The sequence below is a fragment of the uncultured Treponema sp. genome, from assembly GCF_946187725.1.
Lineage (GTDB): Bacteria > Spirochaetota > Spirochaetia > Treponematales > Treponemataceae > Treponema_D.
Genome location: NZ_CAMHSK010000044.1, coordinates 1 through 21,801, shown reverse-complemented (window position 1 = coordinate 21,801; position 21,801 = coordinate 1). Strand labels below are relative to the sequence as shown.

The following is a 21,801-nucleotide window of genomic DNA, read 5'->3' as shown; positions in this document are numbered from 1 at the left end:
GATGTATCACCCTTAACGCCTGGCTCACAGTATGTGATTGTGCGAGTTACCTGGATTGGCAAGCGAACACCAACCGGCTTCTCGTTGTAGTATGTTACTTTTACTTCGTAGTCATCATCTGGAGAAATGTAGCCGGCATTGTCACCGAGGTAGTCCTTATCCAAAGTGATGTCATCGTATGTCTCCTGATCCATGAAGTGATAGTCGTTTCCGTCGATGTAAGAAAGTTTTACATTCTTTTCGACCAAATCAACTTCCTCGAATTTCTCACCAGCGTCAAGACCCAAATCCTGAGTTCCGCCAGTAACGATGTTTGCAACACGGAGTTTTGTAACCATGCCCTGGCGACCAGATTTCTGACCGAGCATCTTCTGAACGATGAGCGGAGCACCTTCATACATGAAAGCTGTTCCGACTTTGATTTCGTTTGTCATCAACATAATATGTTACCTCAAAAAATAAAGCTTTATGGAATTATTTTAGTGTATTTTCGGGAGATATTCAACAGTTGGGCAGGAGGGGCGAAGATGTCCCTCAAAACAAATCCCGGTTTTAGATTTTTGGACCTCATAAGACAGATTAATAAGTAAAAACTTAGTTAAGGGGGTAATATTCGGAATTATATGAAATAATACCCCCTTAACTTGCATTTATCTCAAAATTTGAATACAATAAAAATCGAAGGTAGAAGCATGAAGTATTACAAACGCGAATCCTACTTAAAGAAGATACGAGGATTTTACAACGATACGGAAATCATCAAGGTTATTACCGGGGTCCGACGCTGCGGAAAATCAAGCCTTATGCAGACAATCGCGAAGGAGCTTGAGGGAAATGGCGTTTTAAAGGAACACATAATCTACTTAGATTTGGACAAGCGCGGTTACAGAAATATTAAAACTCCAGACCAGCTGGAAAAACTCATAGAAGACAACATAAAAGTGAAAGGACTCAAGTATCTTTTCATTGATGAAGTTCAAAATGTAACAGACTTTGAAGAAGTCCTTAACGGATTCCGGGATGAAGGCGACATTTCAATTTTCATAACAGGCTCAAATTCCTATCTTTTAAGCGGCGAGCTTATCACAAAGCTTACGGGCCGTTATCTTGAATTTGAAATTTTTCCTCTGAACTTTCAGGAATATCTTGGAATGAAAGCTTTTTTCAAAAAGGACATCAGTCAGAATCTTGTACAGGAATTTGACAGTTATCTTATTGAAGGAGGATTTCCCAAGGCCGTTCAGTATGATTCCCTTCAGGATAAAAAAACTTATGTCACTGGCGTAATATCTGAGATTTTTCAGAAGGACATCAAACGCCGGGTAAAAATCAGAAATGTTTCTGTCTTTCAGAAAATCCAGCAGTACCTCATAAATAATTTTGGAGCCACTACAAGCCTTACAAACATGCTGGAAGCTCTTGAGAAGGACGGTACAAAAATCAAAAGGGAGACTTTGAATAACTATATCAAGATTCTTTGTGATGCAAAAATCCTCTATGAATGCAGCCGCTTTGACTTAAAGTCTAAGAAATCCATAGCAGGAGAAAAGAAATATTATCTTTCCGACCTTGGATTTTACTACTCCACAAATACCGACAATCGCATAAATTACGGCCCGGTAATGGAAAATGTTGCCTATATTTATGCCCGCTCAAACGATTATTCTGTAAGTGTAGGCCGTATCGGAAAACTGGAGTGTGACTTCATACTTCGTAAAGACGTTGATTACGCATATCTTCAAATCTGCATGACAATAATGTCCAGCCAGGAAACTGAGGACCGTGAATACAGACCTCTTGAATCAATAAAGGATAACTATCCGAAATACGTCCTTACCAGAAGCGACCCGATTCAGCACCGCAACGGAATCATTCACAAAAATATGCCTGACCTTATGCAAAATGGAGAATTGTTTTAAAAGCTTTTGAGCTAATCAACCGGCTGCCGCCGAGCACATTCGTTGCCGTGCTCGTTTTGTTCCTTGGTTCGCTAACGCTCATTGCCTGCGGCAACGCTTCGCGCCACTCCATAGCGGGGCGGAGATTTGCGGGAGATAGGGAGATTTGTTTGCTGTTAAGGCAATAAGTCATACAAGATTCTTGCCAAAACATTTGATTTTTTGCCTTTTTTGTGGCCAGGTGCATAATTCATAACATAAATTTTTACGTCAGCAGGGATTTCAATATCAGGTTGTGCAATTAAAATTCTTTTCAGTTTTTCTACAATAAATCTTTTCTGGTCACGATTTAAATCTTTGAAACCAGTCGGAATTTTCTTGTACAGTCTAAATGTCCGTCCATCATGATAATCACATTCAAGTTCAAATGTGTCATTATCCATTACAAAAGATTTGGTTGTCATTTTTGTTTCTCCTATTTCACAATAAAATTATACGCAGCAAGCCGCGCTCTTGCTTTTTCTCTTTCCTCATCGGTAAACAGAGAGTGCCATCGCTTATCTAGAATCTGATTTTCAACCGAATATTGCAAACAGCCATTTCCCAAAGTTTTGTATATCCGGGAGAAGGTTCTTTACTGTTTACTAATTGTTTTGCTGTTTCAATTGCACCATTCCGAGAAATCATATCAAGAAAAACCGTAGGCTTATAACCTTACTTAAAAAGAATTTTCACATCATTCATTACTGCGGTGTAAAATTCGTTTTCTAAATCTTTATCAGCCATTTGACCTTCTCCGCAATACTTTATTTTTCAATAAATTTCTAAATTGATTTCGCAATTTGTCATATTAGTTTATACATTCCCCTCACATAAGTACTAAAAATTCAAAGTTTCTTTCCAAAAAGTATGAACTCTTTTATCAGCCTCTATGCCATATTTTTTACAATACGACAAATATTCTTTTTCTAATTCAGAATCTTTTTGCAATGGGCAGTGCAATATTGAACAAATAACCCGATTTGTTTTTCTTCCATCCACGGTACCAGGACGTTTTTCGGGATTTTTCTTTTCTCTTTTACTTTCCTCATATTTTTCTTTTGTATCATTTAAATAGCCCATAAAGCGACTCGGATAAAAATGGATTTCACCTTTTTTTTTCATAAACATGAAGCAATGTCCATGCCGAATTAAGTCTTCAGCAAAAATCCGTTTTTCATCATCACAAGTCAGATACGAATCAAGAATTCTAACATTACAAATCAAATCACTTTTATTTTTTACAAAATCCATTTTTATGACCTCCAGTTTCTTGTTTATAGAAATATCGTAAGCCCACCTAAGAAATCCTGTCAAGTTCACCACAATTAATTCAGTACTCTATATTTCTTACAATTGTTTCAATTGAATATAAAATGGATTTTCTGACAGCCCTGTGCCTTGAATATCGCCATAAGTTAATCCACATCGAACCATAATCATTTGAAAAACGATTGCATTACAACTATGTCCGCATTGCTTGCTATCAAATACATGTGGTGAAAACTTTCTTAAATCTTTTGATGAAACACGAGTACCCTTAAATCTTTCATACGCTGAAACAATATCAGCCATCAAAAACCAAACTCTGCTTCGCCCATGTTCATAAATCATAACTTCATCAGTTATTGAACATATTCTTTTTTCAGTATGATTCGGTGTGTAAAGAATGTCACCGATTTTAATATTATCTTTTATTAGTTTTACAAGCATTTTCCCTCCTTTACTCCGCATTGCGTGCTGGACGAATGCCAAAGTCACTTGCTATATGATTTTCTGAAAAATAATCCCTGCCAAATATTTTTAAATATTGGCCTGTACTTGAATAAATATTTCCTCCTCTCAAGCACCTATGACTTCCACTTTCATGCACAGGATTCGTCAATTCCCCTGTACCAAAATTTGCGTAATAGTCATAGCACCATTCCGCAATATTTCCGCTCATATCATAAATCCCCAAAGCATTTGCTTTCTTCGTACCAACAGGATGAGCTTCACTTCCACTATTACCCGAATACCACGCAACATCCCCAATGGTATTGCTTCCTGCATAAGTGTACTGATCATGAGTCTCGGCATTTCCGCCACCGGCTGCAAATTCCCACTCACATTCTGTCGGAAGTCTGTAACCGTTCTTTGTTTTGTTCCAGCTGAATGTGCCGCTTGTGCTTGTGTCGTCTTTCCAGATTGAGTTTCCGCGATAGTAAACAGGCTCATATCCCTTGTATGCACTGTAAGCGTTGAGCCAGACACATGCCATGTTCCAGCTGATGTTTGTTGCGGGGAGAAAACTCTTGAACTGATCGTTTGTGGCATAGCCTTTGCTTGCGGCGGTGAGGTTGTAGCCGTTTTCTTTTGCCCAGGTCGCAACTTCAAGCCAGAGTTCGTAGGTCACTTCGTACTGTGCGATCTGGAAACTTGAAAGGGTGATTTTTGGTCTATCTTCGTCTTCTGAATCGCCAAAATAAAAGAAACCGCCTGGAACTGTAATCATCGCCGCATAATCTTTTCCCCATTGGGCGTATAACGCTACATTTCCAGTTACAGTAATCGAACTTCCAGCACTGTAACCTTGTCCATTTCCGTCAGCTTTTGTATTCCACTTTGTGAAAGCGTAACCTGTTTTTTCAAGATTGCCAGAGTTTCCAAGAATCGTGTAAGAACTTCCCTTATCCACACTCACACTCAGTGGTACGGTTCCACCAGTTGCTCCGTTCGAGTAATAAGTAATCGTACATTGTTCAGCAGTCCATTTTGCGTAAAGCGAAATATCATCAGTCACCGTGTATGGAAAAGACACTCTGCTTTCTTCTGTAAAATCTGCGTCCAAGTACCATCCGCCAAAATCAAAATCAGTTTTCGTTGTGATTGGTTCTGTCTCGATATAGCCAGTTTTCAACTCTGTTACTGCACTTCCACCGTTTGTTACAAATTTAACACTATAAATTTTCTGCCATTTTGCATAAAAAATCGTGTCAGAAGTTAGTAAGTATGGGAAGTCTGCAAGTTGAGAGAATTCAGCATCCGTGTACCATCCCGCAAAACTGTATCCGTCTCGAACTGATTGTGGTGCAGTTTCGATTTTTGTAGTTCGATAAGAAGAAATCTCGCTTCCACCGCCAGTTACAAAACTCGCTTGATATGTTGGAAGCCATTTTGCGTAAAATGAAGTTTGTTTTGTAAGTGTATAAGGGAAAATCACAGGTTCGCCAGAAAAATCAGATGTCGTATACCAACCTGCAAAAATAAAATTTTCTTTCGCCGTTTCAGGGAAAGTTTGAATCACTCCAGTTTTATACGATTCAATCGCACTTCCGCCATTTGTCTCAAAATTTACTAAAAATGATGTTTGAATCCATTTTGCATAAAGTGTTGTCGGTCGAGTAAGCATATATGGAAAAGAAATTGCACTTCCAGAAAACTCTTCGGTTGTATACCAGCCAGCAAAAACAAAATCAGCCCTTGAGATATCAGGGGATTTTTCAATTATGCCAGTTTTATAAGATTCAAGATTTGTTCCACCATTGGTCGCAAAAGTCACGGTGTACATTTGCTGCCATTTTGCATAAAGCGTCGTATCTTCATTCAACTCAAATGGAAAAGTAACAGCTTCACCTGTAAAAGCCGAATTTGTATACCATCCGCAGAATGAGCAATCATTTTTTGATGTTTGAGGGATTTCTTTTATACAATCAGTTCTTCGTGACTCAATTGGACTACCGCCATTTGTCGAAAAATTGACCTCATAAAGTTCCGTGATGCCGATGAAAAGAGGATTCTCACAAGAAGTTAGTAAGGTGAAAAGCAAAAGTTGAAAAATGAATGGTGTGAAAATAAATCTGAAAAAACGTTTCATAAAAAACTCCTTTTTTGAAATGCGTTAGGGATTGTAGCCGCGCGACAGCGTTGCCGCAGGCAATGAAGCGATAGCGTAACGGCGGAAAGCCCGACCCGCCAATGCGGGGAACGCCTGATTAAATTACTGATCTTAAAACCTGAACCCGAATCCAAGTCCAGCGCCAAACATATAGGGATAACCGCCACGCAGAATCGGCTCAAAATAAAAATTACCGGTCACAACTCTGAAACCAAGCGCAAGACCCGTACTTAAAGCCATTTTTATTTCATCATTCACAAGGACGATTTCGCCACCGCCCTGACCTTCCAGAAAAAGCCCCGCACTTGGCTCGCCAGTCGGTGAAACCAGATAGCATCGCAAAAATCCAAGCGGTTCAATCGCATAAACTGTGTTTTCCTTTTCAAACACATCATAGCTGACCAAAACTTTAGCACCCAAAGAAAATTTTCGCGTCGCATTGTAGTCGAAAGAAATTCCCGCAGCCGGTGCAATTCCAGAAATTGAATTTTTGTTTGCCTCTGCAATGAATCCGAGTGAAGATTTGTAAATTGTTGCCGCATGATGGAGAAGCTGCTCAGTCCTTGACGAGCGCGATATTTCGTATTTTTTGAACAAAGCGTAAGAGCCAGTCTCAACATCGATCATTTTGACTTGAAGAGTATAGCCGTTATCAAGTTCCGAAAGCTGTCCAAAAACTATTGACTGTGCACCAAGTCGCTGACAGAGAGAAAGGGCAGTTTCGTCGCTCACATACCCAGAAGTCTGATAATCAAGCTCCTTATTCACCTTGTCCATGTGCTGTCGGGTTACGATTCGGATATTAGGATTCTCAGAGAACGAAGAAATCAATTCATCACGGATATATTCTCCCATTTCTTTTGACTGTGAATCAAAATTCAGCACGCAAAGAATCGTTTTTGAGGAAACCCTGGCTGAAACATCATCAGAAACACGCTTAAGGGATAAATCAAGATTTTCTTTTGCAGAAAGGGAAACTGCAAGAAGAATAAAATTGATGATAATACAAAGAGATTTTTTCAAAGCAAACTTCCTTTTATCTTCTTGAGATAGATAAAAACAATACTAATCAGTCTAATTTTTGTTTATTTTAATGATTATAAGTTCTATTCATTCATTTTACAATACTTATTCGATTGGTAAAATTATAAAAAAATTGAATAAACCAATCTATTAGGAATATGACAAACATCAGAACTGTGCTTGCCGTAAACATGAAAACTAGACGGAAAGAATTAGAAATTTCTCAGGCAGAATTGGCCGAAAAAATTGGAACGTCACCGAATTATATTTCCAAGATTGAAGCAGAAAAGCAGTTTCCTTCCGTACAGATGATTGAGCAGATTGCCAGTGCGTTGGAATGTGACAGCGTAGATTTGTTTTCAAATGAAAAAAACGAAGAAAAGAGAATTGATTATATTCGAGATGATTTATTAAAGAATGTTTGCGATTTGATTAACGCGAGTTTCCAGAAAGTATAGACACATAGACTGACAGAGGTATTAATTTTTTTTCATTCCCCAAACATTCCATTCTATAATACCCTCATGAAAAAACTCTTCTATATATTTCGCTTTCTCCGAGAAAGGCATAAGCGAGTGCGTTCTTACAGTGGATAGCGTGGACTGGAACTGCGCGAGCTTTGAAGTAAATTAATTTGAAAATGGATTTACAGACATACGGCGAATAAGTGAAATTTATTTTCGGCATTAGCCCGCTTACTTTATCACAATCCATCGACCGTCTTTTGTAGCCCCCTGTCGCTCAATGTATCTTTTTTCACGCAAATTTTTTATCGCATTCTCTATTGTTCTTGAAGAAACTCCTAGTTCAGAGGCAATTTGAACGGCTGTTATGTCCGGGGTTTCCTTCATAATTGCGATAATTTTCTGCTCCCGCTCGCTGATGTCAGACCTAGTATTTTTCGGTGTTGGCACATTTATCTGATAATCAGCGGAATAGTTCTCATCCAACGGAACAGACAGAGTGAACATAGTGTCCTCTATCATCACGGGCTTTTTCCCTGAATAAAGCTGCGAATATTTAAAGAGATTTCTAGTTCCTGAGCCAAGTTCGTCTGCATACCCGATATTTGAGAAAAATCTTGCAATTATCGGATTTTTTGAAACTGGTGTAAAATTCTCAGGGGTTATTTCAATGTGATTTTGCGCGCGGCAAGGATTTTCGGTGTAAATCTGCTCTTTTTCGATAATGAATTTCGAGACATAAGCACTTGAAAATTCACGGTGCATAAGAAGATTTGAGACCATTTCACGGACGATTTTGTCACGCAAGCTTACGGTCTGTATTCCTTCCATAAAGAATTTGTCTGGCAGATGTTTTTGAGCAAACTGCATCAGTAGGTCATAGCTTTCAACAAGATTCTTATAGATTGTAATTCTGTCATCGTACCTGTCGAGATTCACACGCCTCAAAAGGGCATCGGTCTTGTAAGTCGGGCAGACAGACATTATCACATCTTCTTTTCCCAACAGCAAAAGCCCCGCAAGAGTCATTCCTTCATCTCCAGTTTGCCAGTCTTTTCCATACAAATGAGCACTTTTTATAAGTTCTTCATCATTCAGATTTCTCCACGGATGTTCACTGTTTTTAAGAAGCGCGAGATTCCGGCATTTTTCAATTATTCCCGGCTCCAATTCATTTATAGTCGCATACCTGAAAACTTTTTTTTCTGTAAAGACATTTTGCTTTCGGATATACATTTCTGCAATTTGGGCTGTTGCCGTCACTTTTACATCAGACTCAAAAACACGGTCATAAATCACTTTTTTATAAGTATGAACTTCGGAACTCGAAGGAACCTGAATACAGAGGATTGTCTTTCCGTCAATTTTCACAGATTTCGGCTCAATCATTAGAGTCGGAGAAAACATCGATGGATTTGAAATTACGCTAATAAAATTCTTTTTTAAAGATGCTATGGCTTTTTCAGATATTCCTTGAATTGAACCGTCATCAAGGACTCCGCACAATATTGTTCCACCGAAGTGATTTGAGAAAGAGCAGACTGTTTCATAAACATCGCCTTCAATTCCATTTCCGCATCTTTTGAACTCAATCCAAGAATTTTCACCTTCCAGGATCAGTGCCCGAATCATGTTTTCTGTCATATTCTAAATATCGACAAATTCAAAAAATTTCGGAAGAAATTTCGGAACAATTTCGGAAGAAATTTCGGAAGAAATTTCGGAAGAAAACTCGCTGGTGATGCGATGACTTCCCCCTTCGTACATGCTATACTGTCCTCATGCGTAAATTTGAAGTAGTCAGCCCATACCAGCCTTCAGGCGATCAGGGGCAGGCAATCGAAAAACTCTCAGAAGGCTTTTTGAAAGGCGACCGTTTTCAGACTCTCAAAGGCGTTACCGGCTCAGGCAAGACCTTCACGATGGCAAAGATTATCGAGAAGGTTCAGAGGCCCACTCTCATTATCAGCCACAACAAGACCCTTTCGGCACAGCTTTACCGCGAGTTCAAGTCGTTTTTTCCGAACAATGCCGTTGAATATTTTGTCTCTTATTACGACTACTATCAGCCGGAAGCTTATGTTCCTGCACGCGATTTATATATCGAAAAAGATGCCGATGTAAACGACGAGATTGACAAGCTCCGCCTTGCCGCCACTTATTCTTTGATGGAACGCCGTGATGTAATCGTCGTGGCAACCGTGAGCTGCATTTACGGTTTGGGTATGCCGGATTTGTACAAGGATATGCGCGTTCACATCGAAAAGGGCGATATTCTGGATTTACGAAAATTCGAGCGGGACCTGGCTTCGATTCAATATCAGCGCAACGACATGGTTCTGGAACGGGGCAATTTCCGTGTTCGCGGCGATGTAATCGAAGTTTATCCGCCTTACATGGAAACCGACACGGCTTATCGAATCGAGCTTGATTTTGACGAAGTTGCGCGCATATCGAGATTCAATGTTCTGAACCGTGCCACCGAAGAAGAGCTGGACGAATTGCAGCTTTACCCGGCAAAGCACTTCGTTGTTCCGCATGACGCGCTTGTTTCTGCCACGGAGCGGATTCAAAAAGAACTTGAAGAGCGTGTCGAGACTTTGCAGGCAGCGGGCAAAATGATTGAAGCTGAACGACTCAAAACCCGAACGACTTATGACATCGAGATGATGAAGGAAATGGGTTACTGCTCAGGAATCGAAAATTATTCAGGGCCGATTTCAGGAAGAAAAAGCGGAGAGCCACCCGCAACTCTCTTGCACTACTTTCCTGATGATTTTTTATGCTTAATTGATGAAGCTCATGTCACGGTTCCGCAAATAGGTGCAATGTACGAGGGAGACCGAAGCCGCAAGCAAAATTTAGTCGACTTTGGATTCCGCCTGCCAAGTGCCCTTGATAACCGCCCGCTTAAATCCGATGAATTCTGGAAGAAGATTAACCAGGTGATTTATGTCACGGCCACTCCCCGCCCAGAAGAAATCAAGCAGTCAACTCAGGTCGTAGAGCAGATTATCCGCCCCACGGGTCTTCTTGACCCGATTATCGATGTGCGTCCGAGCGAAGGCCAAATGGAAGACATTTACAAGGAGGTCAAGGCACGAATCGAAAAGGGTGAGCGCAGCCTGATTCTGACTTTGACCAAAAAGATGGCAGAAGATTTGACCGACTATCTTTTGGGCTTGAATCTCAAAGTAAAATACATCCATTCCGAAATCGATACTTTTGAGCGAGTTGAGATTTTGAAGTCCCTGCGAGTCGGTGAAATCGATGTTTTGATTGGAATCAACCTTTTGCGAGAGGGAATCGACTTGCCGGAAGTCAGCTTCATCGCAATCCTTGACGCGGACAAAATCGGCTTTTTGCGCTCAACCACGAGTTTGATTCAGATTGTAGGCCGAGCCGCCCGAAACGAAAACGGTATGGTCGTAATGTACGCCGACAATATCACGCCTGCAATCAAAGAGACCGTAGCCGAAACCAAACGCCGCCGTGAAATCCAGCAGAAGTACAACGAAGAGCACGGAATCACGCCGCACACAGTTTCAAAAGCCGTTCAGGACATTCTCGTTCGCCAACAGGCAAATGCCGAGGAAGAAGCCGAAATCGAGCTTGGCGTTCTCAAAAAGAGCGCGAACCTCTTCGACCCGAAGCAGCGTAAGAAGCTGATCGAAGCCCTAAAGAAAGAAATGAGCGACTTCGCCGATAAACTCGAATATGAAAAAGCGGCTTCAATACGCGATGAAATTCTTGAAATACAGAGAATGTACGAAAAGTAAGAAAATGCAAAATGCCCTACAGGATGTAGGGTAAAAGCAAAGAGAGAAAATTCAAACAGCAAAGACAACGACATTTGCTGTGTTTGCCGCAGGTGAACAGAATTTTCTCGTACGAATCCAAAAATCCAAGGATGGATTTTTGGTTCGGTGAGTACGAGCAGGCCGCCGCCGTACGCGACCAGATTCAGGAAATTGAACGGACTTACGGAAGCGGGAAATAGACGCGGATAAACGCTGATTAACGCAGATGATTTATGCTCAGAAAATTTATCTGTGTCTATCTGCGTACATCTGCGTCATAACTTATTTTCTGAAATAAAACTCGTCTGTGGGATTTTCCACGCCTAAAAGTCCGTAGAGTTTTTCTAAATCGGATTTTACGGCATTTGACTCTCGGAAAGTCAGGGAAGCATTTGGGATTGATTTTCCTGCCACTGACGAAGAAAGGCCGAAATCGTGTTTTTCAATAAGAAAAGCGGCATTCGAAGGATTTTTTGTTGTCCAGAGAAGAGCCTTTCTATATTCCTCCAAAAAACGCTTCAGCAAATCAGATTTTTCTTTCACAAAATCAGTTCTGGCAACGAGCAGCAGAACAGGAAAAGAACTGCCCTCTTCTACGCTGGAATAAGTTTTCTGGATATTTTCAACGCGCCGGACAGAAGAAGTGTTTAACGCAATTGTAGCAAATGGTTCTCGAACAAGGGCATATTTCGTCTTGCCCAGAATCAGCGAATTCGCTATGTTCGCCTGCGGAACTGAAAAATCAATTTTGACGGACTTTTCATCATCTCCAATGGTAATTTCTTTTTCTGAAAGAATATGCTTAAAAACCGTCGTTTCCTCAATATCATTTTCCGCACAAATAAGAGTCTCGCCTTTCAAATCCTCAAAAGAGCGGTAATTTTCATCGTTTGTAAGAAGAAAAAGATTTCCGTTTTGAACAGAAGCAAGCATGACGATTGAACCGCCGGTTGTCTTAAAGACTTTGGCCGCATCCTTCGGTGCAAGAAAGCCAACATCAAGTTCACCACGAAGGAGTTTTGGCAATTCAGTGCGTTCAGAATCAAAAATCTGAAAATTCATATTCTGAACAGAAAGTTTTGCCTTATTTTCGATTAAATACGCACAGGGAGCACAGGAAATTCCTTTGAGGACGCCAAGCCGAATTGAAGAAAGCTGTGCACTTAAAAAGTATGCAGAGAATAAACAAAGGACAACACATGAAAATCGCTTCATAAACAAGGCAGATTATCACAGATTTCAAAAAAAATCCACTTCGCCCCTCAGAAGCGAAAAGCCGAAAAATCAGTATACAATTACATCTGTGGAGATTTTTCCTGTCGTTTCGTTTACGGTAAAAATTGCGCACTGTCTTTTAGTCCGAGTTGAAAATCGAAGCGACCCGATTACATCTTCGCGGAAAATCTTAAAATCAAACCCGTAATTGTGATGGGCATGACCTTCATAAACCTGCCTGACATTTCCTTCCGCAAAATATGTGAGTAAAGTGTTCCGTTCGAGAGTGTTCTGAATAATCATGAACATATTTGTTCCGCCCGCATAAACAGGATAATGAGTCAAAACAATTTTCGGCCTCGAATCAGCATAAATCTTAGATTTAAAATCGGCGAGCTGCTTTGTGCCCGTAGTTCCATTCGCAGTGTCTAAAAAATAAAACGAAAAGCCTGACGAAGAATCAGTTGAATCAGCATCAAAATTGAAAAAATAACTTGAAGTATGAGGATAGACAAGATTTTCAAAATTAGCGGCTCCCTTGTGGTACAAATCGTGATTTCCAAGAACCGACCACACTTTGAATTTTCTTTCTGAAGCGGGCGTTTCATCGGTTTCACCATAAAGATATTTTCCAGCGACGGCCTTGATTTTGTTCTCAAAGACAATGAAATCTTCAAACTGCTCTTTTTTGCCGCCGTCTGCCGTATCGCCAAGATTTATAGCAAAACGCGGTAACTTCGTAAAATCAGCATTCTCGCCTTCAGTGTATTTTTGAAACCAGGAATCGAGCCAGGAAATGAACTTCTCTTCGTCCAGCTTTTCGCGCCCGGAACCAAAATGCAAATCAGTCACCACAAGAACACTATATATAGAAGAAAGTTGCACTTTTTGGTCAGATAAATCAAGTGTTCCGAAATTTTTCATTCGCGAAGAGCGGGAATCAACATCCTCTTCTCCAAATTGCCCGAAGAAAAATCCGTAGGAAGAGCATGAACTTAAAAAAAGTGCCAGCAAAACAAGTAAAATCATGAAAAAGTGAGTGAATTTGCAATCAGTTTTCAAAATGTATACCTCACTCCGAATCTTAAAATCATGCTGTCAATGTAAGGAGATGCCGCATATCCGTCCGCAATCCGAATTGAAATGTCGCTTGAAAAACGAAGGCCAGAATCGAGATTAAAGGCAGTTCCAAAAAGATAATGCGGTGTGCAAAAATGTGGGTAACGATACATGTCATTCAGGGCGAGTTCGAAATACGCTTCGATACCGTTTTTCCAGACTTTATCGATTAGAATTCCGGCTTCAGGATAAGTATCATAAATCCACGGAACATAATCTTCCAACGCATAAATTTTTGCCGCTTTCCCAGCATAGCCGCAAAAGAAAGAAATTGTTTTTCCAGAAAGATTTTGATGCCGAAGCAGGAAATTCAATATGTAATCATGTTCAAGAGAAATTTCATTGTATCGCTGGAAATGGTAAATTCCGCCCAAGCCCAGCCTGAGCCGTGAATCTTCAGATTGCCAGTCTGCAAAAGGAAACCAGCCGTTTGCCTTAAAGGTAAAGTCCGAGCAGTCTTCATAAGATTGAAAGCCTGCGATTCCTTCAATCCATTGAGATTCCAGCCCCCCTTGCACGGAACAAAGAATGCTGTTTCGTTCGATTCCGCGATTTGTCGTTGAAGCAAGTCCGATTTCAAGGAATTTTGAGGTGATGCCGTCACAAAAATCAGCGGAGAGCCGTGAAATTGAGAAAGCAAACACCCACAAAAAGAAGAATTTCCGCATAGGCACAGGTTTCAAGAAGCTGGAGCGAAGATTGAGGGTTTTGCCTTGCTATCTTCCTCGATCCCGAATTTCACCCTCGCGGTAATCTGGGTCTTTAACACGCACAAGAGTGTCTTCTTCAACTGGAACAGCCGTATAAATTGCACAGTCATGGTCTGCATTTACCCAATCAAGCAATTCACCAGTCTTTGGATTGATAAAATCATATTCAGAGCCAGCGACCTTTTTTGCAAGTACTGAAGGTGAAACAAACTCAAGTTCCGTGCCAGAATCAACGCGGTTCAAGGCATTGTATGGATAAAGCTTCCAGCCTTCTTTTTTGGCAGCAATCTTGATTTTCTTTTCTGGGTGCTGCTCCAAATCCCGCAAAGCCGCTTCTCGTGCCGCAGGGTGCATTGCCTCAAGTTCGGCATTTCTGTCTGCAAGGAGCTTTTCTCCAGTCTTAAAGACATTTTCACATTCTTCGTCAGAAAAAGCATTGCCAATCGAAGCCGCAAGAAGATAAGGTGAATCGCTCGCACCAATTGTAGTTTTATCAGCATCGCCACGGTTGTAATAGAAACCGGTTGTTGATTCGCGGTGCGCAACATCATCAAGGGAAGCAATAAACGGAGCGGCCTCTTCGGCAGAGATTTTGCCTTCAAGTGCGTCCAATGCCTTTCGGTAAGCACGGGCAACCATCGCAACATAGTAAGTTGACTTCATTCGTCCTTCAACTTTGATTGCGTCCACGCCGGCCTTTTTCATGTCCGCAAGGTGGTCAATCATGCACAAATCTTTTGACGAAAGAATCGCCGTAAAATCATCACCCTCAAACACCGGGAACAACTCGCCCGGTCGCTGCCTTTCCTGCAACCGCAAAATTCCCGACTGAGCAATCTCTTTTGCAGCTTCAGCAGAAATAACGCCACCCTCAGCATTCAACTTCGCCAAAGGAGAATCTTTCGCGCAACTGCTCCCTGCTAACTGCTCCCTGCTAACTCCAAGATCATATTCCCATCTGCAGGAATGAGAGCAGAAGCCTGACTGAGCAGAACGGCCTGTAAGATATGCGCTCATGAGACAACGGCCGGAATAAGCGATACACATTGCACCGTGAGCAAAACACTCAAGTTCCATCTCCGGGCAAGCATCTTTAATTTCGCGGATTTCATCAAGGGAAACTTCACGGCCAAGAACGACACGCTTGAACCCAAGAGAATGGTACATTTTGACCGCCTCTTTGTTCATGCACGAAGCCTGTGTAGAAAGATGAAGGTGAGTACCGGGGAATTCCTTCTGCAAAATCGGCACGATTCCCAAATCCTGAACGATGAATGCGTCAATCGGGTACTGCTTGAAGTAGTCGAGATTCTGCAGGAACATTTTGAGGTCATGATTATGGAACGCGATGTTCAAAGCACAGAAAAGCCTTTTCTGAGGATACTTTTTCTTGAGTTCGATGACGCGCTTGTATTCATCCTCGTAGAAATTGTCGGCTTTGATGCGAAGAGAAAATCTTTTGAGACCGATGTAAGCCGTATCAGCGCCATAAGCATAGGCGTATCCAAGTTTATCAATATTACCTGCCGGACAAACTAATTCCATTTTATACCTCCAAAAAAATAAGGACGAGCGAAGCACTGCCACATCTCACAATTGCTAATCGCTCACTGCTAATTGCTAATTATTATTAGCTTCTTTCTAGTTGAAGTTGTATTTCACGAACACTCTCATCCGAATGGTCTTTTGCCGTAATCAGCTTGCCGATTTTTTCGATTGCAAGATGTGATTCACTGAGTTCTTCATCCGCGAGCTGAAACATCGGCATCATTTTCTTCCATATATCAAGTTCGCACTTGCGGCCAGCATTTTTGAGCATTGTCTGAAGAACAAGCGCATCATCATAAAAGATTTCTTTTTCACCCATCTGAATGTAAACAGGCGGAATTTTTGAAAGCAGCGAACGGTCAGCTTTTAAGGGCGAAACAAACGGATTCTTCCAATTTTCCTGATAAGTGTAATGCTCGCTTGCAAGGCGCACGGAATCAGCCGTAAAGATTTCATCGCTCACTTTTTTGGCAGTGAACATATCATTGTCTTCTGAAAAATCGAGCCAGGGTGAAAAAAGCACGACCTGCCGAACTGATTCAAGAACGGTTTTATCAAGACCGAACATAAGCGCAAAAGCGATTGAAGCACCGCTCGTGTCAGCCATGATTATGATTTCAGGCTTTTTTTCTGTGTCACCGACATCAGCCGAAAGAGAAAGTGAAGTTTCGGTCTGGATGTAGATTTCCTGGAAAACTTCCTGAACATCTTCAAGCGAAGCGGGATAAGGATGAGCAGGTGCCAGACGGAATTCGGGCAGAAAAGCCTTGCTCGCAGTGGCATTGGCCAAAGCAGCGACAAAAGGCCTGTATGCGGCACGAGAACCGCCTACGAAACTACCGCCGTGAATATATAGAAGAATACGATTTGACGCAAAGACTTCTGGTGAAAGGATATCATATTTTGTGAGACGGCAGGATTTTTCTTCGCACTCGACATTGTTCGGCAAAAAAACAGCTGAAAAACTGTCTTCAAGACGCGTACGAAAATCATTGATGTCAATTTTGGGCGAAAGATAAAAACTCTTGAGCTTTTTGACAGCCGCTCTTCTATCACTACTCATTCTGTAAGTATAGTAAAAAAACAAAAAACTTGCTACACTATGAGCCATGCCAATAAAAGTTCAGTCAGATTTACCAGCAAGAACAATTCTCGAAAACGAAAATATCTTCGTTATGACCGAAAACCGGGCCGCCACACAGGATATCCGCCCGCTTAAAATTGCGATTGTAAATCTCATGCCAACCAAAGAAGCCACCGAGACTCAGATTCTCCGTCTCCTTGGCAACACTCCGCTTCAAATTGACATTTCGCTTGTACGCATGGAAGACCACAAATCAACTCATGTTTCGGGCGAGCATCTTGAAAAGTTTTACATTCCTTCAAGCGAAATTTTCAAGCATAAATACGACGGAATGATTATCACGGGCGCTCCAGTTGAACAAATGCCTTTTGAACAGGTTGATTACTGGTCTGAACTTTGCAGAATCATTGACTATGCCAAAGAAAATGTCTACTCCACGCTTTACATCTGTTGGGGAGCACAGGCTGGTCTTTATCACAATTACAACATCCAGAAACAGGGACTTCCCAAAAAGCTTTTCGGAATTCTGCCAAACCGCCGTGCCGTCAAAGCCGACCCTCTCATGCGTGGATTTGATGATGTTTTCCCGGTTCCCACGAGCAGGCACACCACCGTTGACAGAAAATTCATCGAAGCTCAAAAAGATTTAGTCATTCTCGCAGAAAATATCGAAGGCGAGGTCACCATTTCAAAATCAAAAGACAATCGCTCAATCTTCATGATGGGGCATTTGGAATACGACACAGAAACCCTCGCTCACGAATACTGGCGCGACAAAAACAAGGGTCTGCCAATCGACCTGCCAGTAAATTACTTCCCTGGCAACGACCCTTCAAAACAACCCGTCAGCAACTGGCGAAGCACCGCACATCTTTTCTACTCAAACTGGCTGAACTACTATGTCTACCAGGAAACTCCGTACGACTTTGATAATGAGAAATGAGCAATGTGTAATTACTAATTGCTAATTTTTAATCATTATCGTGAGTTCGTGCTTGTTGTAGTTTAAGTGTACGATTTTTGAATTCTGGATTTTGGCAAATTCGTCGATTAAAGGCCAGTCGATTGCGCCCTGCATTTTGATTGTGCAGATTATGTTCTTTGCACGACCGCTTTCACGCCACATTCCAATCCATTCAAAAAGCCTTTCCGGGTAGCAGATTACATCGCTCAAAAGCCAGTCGAGTTTTTCACAGTTCAAGATTTTGCAGACTTCATCGGGTTTAAGAGTAAAGGCATCGTGAGCCATGAATTTGACATGCTCGTCTGCCATGAGCGAAGGTGCAAGTTCCGCACGGTCAACAGCAAGCACATCTGCACCAAGCAAACGCAAAACCCATGTCCAGCCGCCAGGACATGCCCCCGCTTCAAAGCACTTATCGCCCTCTTTAGGGAGTTCCACCCCAAAATATGAATTGTAAAGAGTGAGGCTTTCCTGAATCTTGAGGTAAGCTCTGCTCGGCGGATTTTCATGGTCTTCAACAAACTGAATCGTACCGGCAGGAAGCGTGCTATTTGTGAGCGCAGATGCAAGCATCGTCTTTTCATCAAGCAAAGTGTACATTCCCATCGGCGAATTCGGGATTTTTACAGGGAAAGTGCGTGTCTTCAAATTGATATATGGAAGTTTTTCCTGAATCAAACTTGCACGCCTAAAAAGCTGATACTGATAAGGTGCCCAGTTCCGCTGCATCTCTTTAAGGGCATTAGCCGCATCAGCAATTGAATCAAAATGAACCAGAAACGGCGAAATCATACATGAGCGCGCCCAATAAGGAAGAGCCGGATTTTCATTTTCGGAAAGCTCAACGCTAAAATCAGGACAATAAAGCAAATCACCGTACCAGACAGCCTTTCCATCATGCAAAAACGATTTGCCGCCAATCGTAGCGGCATCGACGACTTTTCCATAGCCAAAACGAGAAGCAAGTTCCGATGTGAGAAGATTTTTCATTTCGGGAAAAGCAAGGAAGGCAACTCCGCTCAATTTTTCGATTGTATGCATTTTTTACCAGCTTAAATTTTAAATAAAAAGCGAATCAGAATCATACGAAACGATTCCGGCATCATCACGGTCATTTTTTTCATCTTTGAGCATTCTTATGTATTTTTCAAGCCGGGTCGTGTCTTTTGAATGTAAAATCGTCACACCAAGTTCTGTTTTTCCATCAACAAATTTAGACCAGACAGGCCGGACAATCAAATCCAAAGGTTCCGCAGTAATTCGGGAAAGCCTGAGCTGAACCTGATATTCTTTTTCTAAATCGACAGTACATGGGGCATTGAATTCAGCCTTAAAGCCCTCTTTACTGATGTCAAGCAGAACGCCGCTCACGATGCATAAATCTGGGCACACAACTCTTGCGAAATCATCAAAGCGTTCAGAAATTCTCTGGCATCTCATAGATTTTTATTATGAAGAAAAAACTGGAAAAATTCAACTTACCAGAACAAGACCGTCATAAGCAGGAGCGACAGACCCACCGGCAAGAACAATTTTCTGCAAATCCGGATATTTATGCAAATTCTCTTCTATATAATTGCATATTTGCACATGATTTTTTTCGTGCGTGATGTGCGTGAACCAAGTGTGCTTTGCCCCGATTCTCTGAGCATATCCCATAGCCTGAGCAAAATTGCAGTGACTTGAATGTTCCTCTTCGCGCAAGGCATCAATAACAAGATGCTCGATTTGACCGCCGGATTTTTTGACGCGTTCGATTGATTCATCGCTGATGAAATTGCAGTCAGTCAGATAGGCGATTCCCTTTTTAATTCCTGCTGAATTTACATAGCTGAAAACAAAACCGTCCGTGTGATGATTTCCATGCAGCATCGGGATTGGAACGACCTGAAGCTGATTTGAAGAAGATTCGCCTAATTCGAGAGGATTTTTCTCATCGTTATTGTCAAAAGAAATAAGATTCAGTTTTGGGATTCCGCCGCCCTTGTCATGGTCAACAAAGATGTACGGAAAACGCTCGTGGATATAGCCTTTTGTGCGCCCACTTGTGTAAACAGGAAGCCCTTCCCCTCTTGTTTCGGGATATTTTGAACGGAGCTTGCGATTACAGTTCATTGCGGCAGAATTTTTGTGGCTGAAAATACGCAAATCATCGATTCCGTGAAGATGGTCAGCGTGCGAATGCGTAATGAAAACGGCATCAAGACGGCAGATTTTATGACGCAAAGCCTGAGCACGGAAATCAGGCCCGACATCAATAAGTAAATTAAGGTTTTCATGCTCAACAAGAGCACTGCACCGAAGCCTTGTATCATGCGGGTCAGAGGAAGAACAGACAGCACAATTGCAGGCAATGACAGGAACTCCATGACTCGTTCCAGTGCCCATCAAAGTCATTTTCATATTTAAGATTCTATCAAAAATTCCGCACAGAGTACACAGAGCGCGCGGAGAAAAAACGGTTTAATTCAAAGGGATGAATTGGGATTCTGGAGTAAATCGCACATGGATGTGGGTAAGAGACGGATAATTCGCAAGAATTTTGCAAAGCAAAATTCTTGTTACGACATGGATATCGAACGGAGCGGCCTTTTCTGTAATTATAACAAAATATTATCTGTGGACATTGCCGAAATGTGACTTTTTTTTCAAATAAATAAGTAAAAGAAAAGGGAACACAATTCTTTTCTCTCACTCAATTTTATTTGTAAAAAAGGTGGCGATATGAAATATCAGATCATAATCGACGATGAAGTCAAGGAACAGGCGGCACGGGCTGTCGCAGAAGGAAGAATACTCAACTTAAAAAACGACATCGTATTCAAATCCTTCTTCTCAAAAAAGTGCAAGGAATCAGCGTATTGCAGGCGCAAAATGCTTTCGGCGGTAATCGGGCAGGAAGTCGAGGAAACAAAAGTCCTGAACCCCGAACTGCTTCCAACCCGCACAGACGGCAAATTTCCGCGACTTGACATTCACTGCAAGCTGGCGGACGGGAGTGAAGTTGATGTCGAGCTACAAAACTCGATGTACAAGGACGACCAAATCAAGCGGTCAATCTACTATGCCGCCACCCTCACGCACAACGCGCTCTCATCGGGCGAGCCGTACTCGCAACTTCCGCACATTTATCAAATCATGTTCATGGATTTCCAGAAAATCGAAGACAAGAAATTGCATCACGCGTATACCTTCAAGGAACGCGAGGACAACACGGAACTAAGTGATATTATGCAGATTCACTACATCGAATTGCCGAAAATCAACGAGATTCTAAAGAAACTCGCAGACGGGGCGAAAGAGTTGTCAGAAGTAGAATTTTGGTCTATTCTGATAAAGATGGGCGGAAATCCGCAGACACAATCCCTTTTACAAAAACTTACCGCAATGCAGGAGGAAATGGACATGGCACAGGCACTCTTAAACAAAATGAGCCGCAACCAGCAGGAATGGGAAAACCAGTTCGGCTACGAAAGATTTGTCCACGACTGCATCTCCCGTGAAAAATACGCGTTCAACAGCGGGCATGCCGCCGGACTTGCGGAAGGAGAACGCAAAAAGGCTCTTGAAACAGCACGGACTGCCCTTTTGATGAATATAGCTCCAGAACAAATCGCAAAACTGACTGGGCTTTCTGCTGAGGAAATCAAGCGGCTCTCATAAAAAAACACCGCACTGCGGGGATGAAGTGCGGTGTTTTTTTTGCGCAACATTCCTTGTCCAAGACAAGTATGTCGAGTCTTCGCTTTTTAGAGTACCCCCCACATGGATGTGGGTAGGAGACGGATAATTTGCAAGAATTTTGCAAAGCAAAATTCTTGTTACGACATGGATGTCGAACGGAGCGGCCTTTTCTGCAATTATAACAAAATATTATCTGTGGACATTGCCGAAACATGACTTTTTTTTCAAATAAATAAGTGTAGTGAAAAGGGAACGCAATTCTTTTCTTTCACTCAATTTTATTTGTAAAAAAGGAGTCATTTATGGCACCAACAGAAACAGCACCCCCAAAACGCGATTACAAAAGCTCTCTATTCGTGAACATGTTCGGACGCAA

At 41.8% G+C, this 21,801-nt stretch carries 21 protein-coding genes; 6 read left to right on the top strand and 15 right to left on the bottom strand.

Annotated elements, in window-relative coordinates; all coding sequences use genetic code 11:
* Nucleotides 1-440: elongation factor P (locus Q0Q74_RS12380; RefSeq protein ID WP_294431301.1), on the bottom strand; the 440-nt coding region annotated here is incomplete at its 3' end.
* A gap of 252 nt (nucleotides 441-692) precedes the next feature.
* Between Q0Q74_RS12380 and Q0Q74_RS12375 the strand changes: the two genes are divergently transcribed.
* Complete coding sequence (locus Q0Q74_RS12375; RefSeq protein ID WP_294431300.1) at nucleotides 693-1,919, top strand: ATP-binding protein; 1,227 nt, start codon at nucleotides 693-695, stop codon at nucleotides 1,917-1,919.
* Nucleotides 1,920-2,074: 155 nt separating this feature from the next.
* Here the strand turns inward: Q0Q74_RS12375 and Q0Q74_RS12370 are convergent, their stop codons facing one another.
* The 5 genes from Q0Q74_RS12370 to Q0Q74_RS12350 form a co-directional block, all read right to left on the bottom strand.
* Nucleotides 2,075-2,362 (bottom strand): hypothetical protein, encoded by a 288-nt coding sequence (locus Q0Q74_RS12370; RefSeq protein ID WP_294431298.1) that lies wholly within the window; start codon nucleotides 2,360-2,362, stop codon nucleotides 2,075-2,077.
* Nucleotides 2,363-2,777: 415 nt separating this feature from the next.
* Nucleotides 2,778-3,191 carry a hypothetical protein gene (locus tag Q0Q74_RS12365; RefSeq protein ID WP_294431297.1) on the bottom strand — a complete coding sequence of 138 codons (414 nt, stop codon included), beginning with the start codon at nucleotides 3,189-3,191 and terminating at the stop codon, nucleotides 2,778-2,780.
* 96 nt (nucleotides 3,192-3,287) lie between these two features.
* Nucleotides 3,288-3,650 (bottom strand): hypothetical protein, encoded by a 363-nt coding sequence (locus Q0Q74_RS12360; RefSeq protein WP_294431295.1) that lies wholly within the window; start codon nucleotides 3,648-3,650, stop codon nucleotides 3,288-3,290.
* Nucleotides 3,651-3,660: 10 nt separating this feature from the next.
* Complete coding sequence (locus Q0Q74_RS12355; protein ID WP_294431293.1) at nucleotides 3,661-5,793, bottom strand: InlB B-repeat-containing protein; 2,133 nt, start codon at nucleotides 5,791-5,793, stop codon at nucleotides 3,661-3,663.
* A gap of 132 nt (nucleotides 5,794-5,925) precedes the next feature.
* Complete coding sequence (locus Q0Q74_RS12350; protein ID WP_294431292.1) at nucleotides 5,926-6,837, bottom strand: hypothetical protein; 912 nt, start codon at nucleotides 6,835-6,837, stop codon at nucleotides 5,926-5,928.
* A 158-nt stretch (nucleotides 6,838-6,995) separates the two neighbouring features.
* Here Q0Q74_RS12350 and Q0Q74_RS12345 point away from each other — a divergent pair, with 158 nt between their 5' ends.
* The gene (locus tag Q0Q74_RS12345; protein ID WP_294431291.1) at nucleotides 6,996-7,295 is read left to right on the top strand and encodes a helix-turn-helix domain-containing protein; all 300 of its coding nucleotides are present in this window, start codon (nucleotides 6,996-6,998) and stop codon (nucleotides 7,293-7,295) included.
* Between the two features lie 237 nt (nucleotides 7,296-7,532).
* On the opposite strand, the gene Q0Q74_RS12340 is transcribed toward Q0Q74_RS12345, so the two are convergent.
* A complete protein-coding gene (locus Q0Q74_RS12340) occupies nucleotides 7,533-8,945 on the bottom strand; it encodes an RNA-binding domain-containing protein (protein WP_294431289.1) in 1,413 nt (470 codons plus the stop codon).
* Between the two features lie 137 nt (nucleotides 8,946-9,082).
* Here Q0Q74_RS12340 and uvrB point away from each other — a divergent pair, with 137 nt between their 5' ends.
* Nucleotides 9,083-11,080, top strand: coding sequence for an excinuclease ABC subunit UvrB (uvrB, locus tag Q0Q74_RS12335; RefSeq protein WP_294431286.1), 1,998 nt, complete (start codon nucleotides 9,083-9,085; stop codon nucleotides 11,078-11,080).
* 131 nt (nucleotides 11,081-11,211) lie between these two features.
* Nucleotides 11,212-11,301: a UvrB/UvrC motif-containing protein gene (locus tag Q0Q74_RS12330; RefSeq protein ID WP_294431284.1), complete on the top strand. Its 90-nt coding sequence runs from the start codon at nucleotides 11,212-11,214 to the stop codon at nucleotides 11,299-11,301.
* A gap of 82 nt (nucleotides 11,302-11,383) precedes the next feature.
* On the opposite strand, the gene Q0Q74_RS12325 is transcribed toward Q0Q74_RS12330, so the two are convergent.
* The 5 genes from Q0Q74_RS12325 to Q0Q74_RS12305 all read right to left on the bottom strand — a co-directional run bounded on the left by Q0Q74_RS12325 (nucleotide 11,384) and on the right by Q0Q74_RS12305 (nucleotide 16,756).
* Nucleotides 11,384-12,316 (bottom strand): ABC transporter substrate-binding protein, encoded by a 933-nt coding sequence (locus Q0Q74_RS12325; RefSeq protein ID WP_294431283.1) that lies wholly within the window; start codon nucleotides 12,314-12,316, stop codon nucleotides 11,384-11,386.
* A gap of 69 nt (nucleotides 12,317-12,385) precedes the next feature.
* Complete coding sequence (locus Q0Q74_RS12320) at nucleotides 12,386-13,345, bottom strand: metallophosphoesterase (RefSeq protein ID WP_294431282.1); 960 nt, start codon at nucleotides 13,343-13,345, stop codon at nucleotides 12,386-12,388.
* 29 nt (nucleotides 13,346-13,374) lie between these two features.
* Nucleotides 13,375-14,103 carry a hypothetical protein gene (locus tag Q0Q74_RS12315; protein ID WP_294431281.1) on the bottom strand — a complete coding sequence of 243 codons (729 nt, stop codon included), beginning with the start codon at nucleotides 14,101-14,103 and terminating at the stop codon, nucleotides 13,375-13,377.
* Between the two features lie 48 nt (nucleotides 14,104-14,151).
* Nucleotides 14,152-15,690, bottom strand: coding sequence for a peptidase U32 family protein (locus Q0Q74_RS12310; protein WP_294431279.1), 1,539 nt, complete (start codon nucleotides 15,688-15,690; stop codon nucleotides 14,152-14,154).
* A gap of 85 nt (nucleotides 15,691-15,775) precedes the next feature.
* Nucleotides 15,776-16,756 (bottom strand): alpha/beta hydrolase fold domain-containing protein, encoded by a 981-nt coding sequence (locus tag Q0Q74_RS12305; protein WP_294431278.1) that lies wholly within the window; start codon nucleotides 16,754-16,756, stop codon nucleotides 15,776-15,778.
* 46 nt (nucleotides 16,757-16,802) lie between these two features.
* On the opposite strand from Q0Q74_RS12305, the gene metA reads away from it, so the two are divergent.
* Nucleotides 16,803-17,720, top strand: coding sequence for a homoserine O-succinyltransferase (gene metA, locus Q0Q74_RS12300; protein WP_294431276.1), 918 nt, complete (start codon nucleotides 16,803-16,805; stop codon nucleotides 17,718-17,720).
* A 21-nt stretch (nucleotides 17,721-17,741) separates the two neighbouring features.
* Here metA and Q0Q74_RS12295 read toward each other — a convergent pair whose 3' ends face one another.
* Genes Q0Q74_RS12295 through Q0Q74_RS12285 form a run of 3 tightly spaced genes read right to left on the bottom strand, consistent with a single transcriptional unit; the run spans nucleotide 17,742 to nucleotide 20,144 of the window.
* Nucleotides 17,742-18,782 (bottom strand): SAM-dependent methyltransferase, encoded by a 1,041-nt coding sequence (locus tag Q0Q74_RS12295; RefSeq protein WP_294431274.1) that lies wholly within the window; start codon nucleotides 18,780-18,782, stop codon nucleotides 17,742-17,744.
* Between the two features lie 18 nt (nucleotides 18,783-18,800).
* Entirely contained in the window at nucleotides 18,801-19,181 is a 381-nt protein-coding gene (locus tag Q0Q74_RS12290; RefSeq protein ID WP_294431273.1) for a hypothetical protein, read from the bottom strand.
* A gap of 33 nt (nucleotides 19,182-19,214) precedes the next feature.
* Nucleotides 19,215-20,144: an MBL fold metallo-hydrolase gene (locus tag Q0Q74_RS12285; protein WP_294431270.1), complete on the bottom strand. Its 930-nt coding sequence runs from the start codon at nucleotides 20,142-20,144 to the stop codon at nucleotides 19,215-19,217.
* A 321-nt stretch (nucleotides 20,145-20,465) separates the two neighbouring features.
* Between Q0Q74_RS12285 and Q0Q74_RS12280 the strand changes: the two genes are divergently transcribed.
* Nucleotides 20,466-21,404, top strand: coding sequence for an Rpn family recombination-promoting nuclease/putative transposase (locus Q0Q74_RS12280; RefSeq protein WP_294431269.1), 939 nt, complete (start codon nucleotides 20,466-20,468; stop codon nucleotides 21,402-21,404).
* Nucleotides 21,405-21,801: the final 397 nt, after the last annotated feature.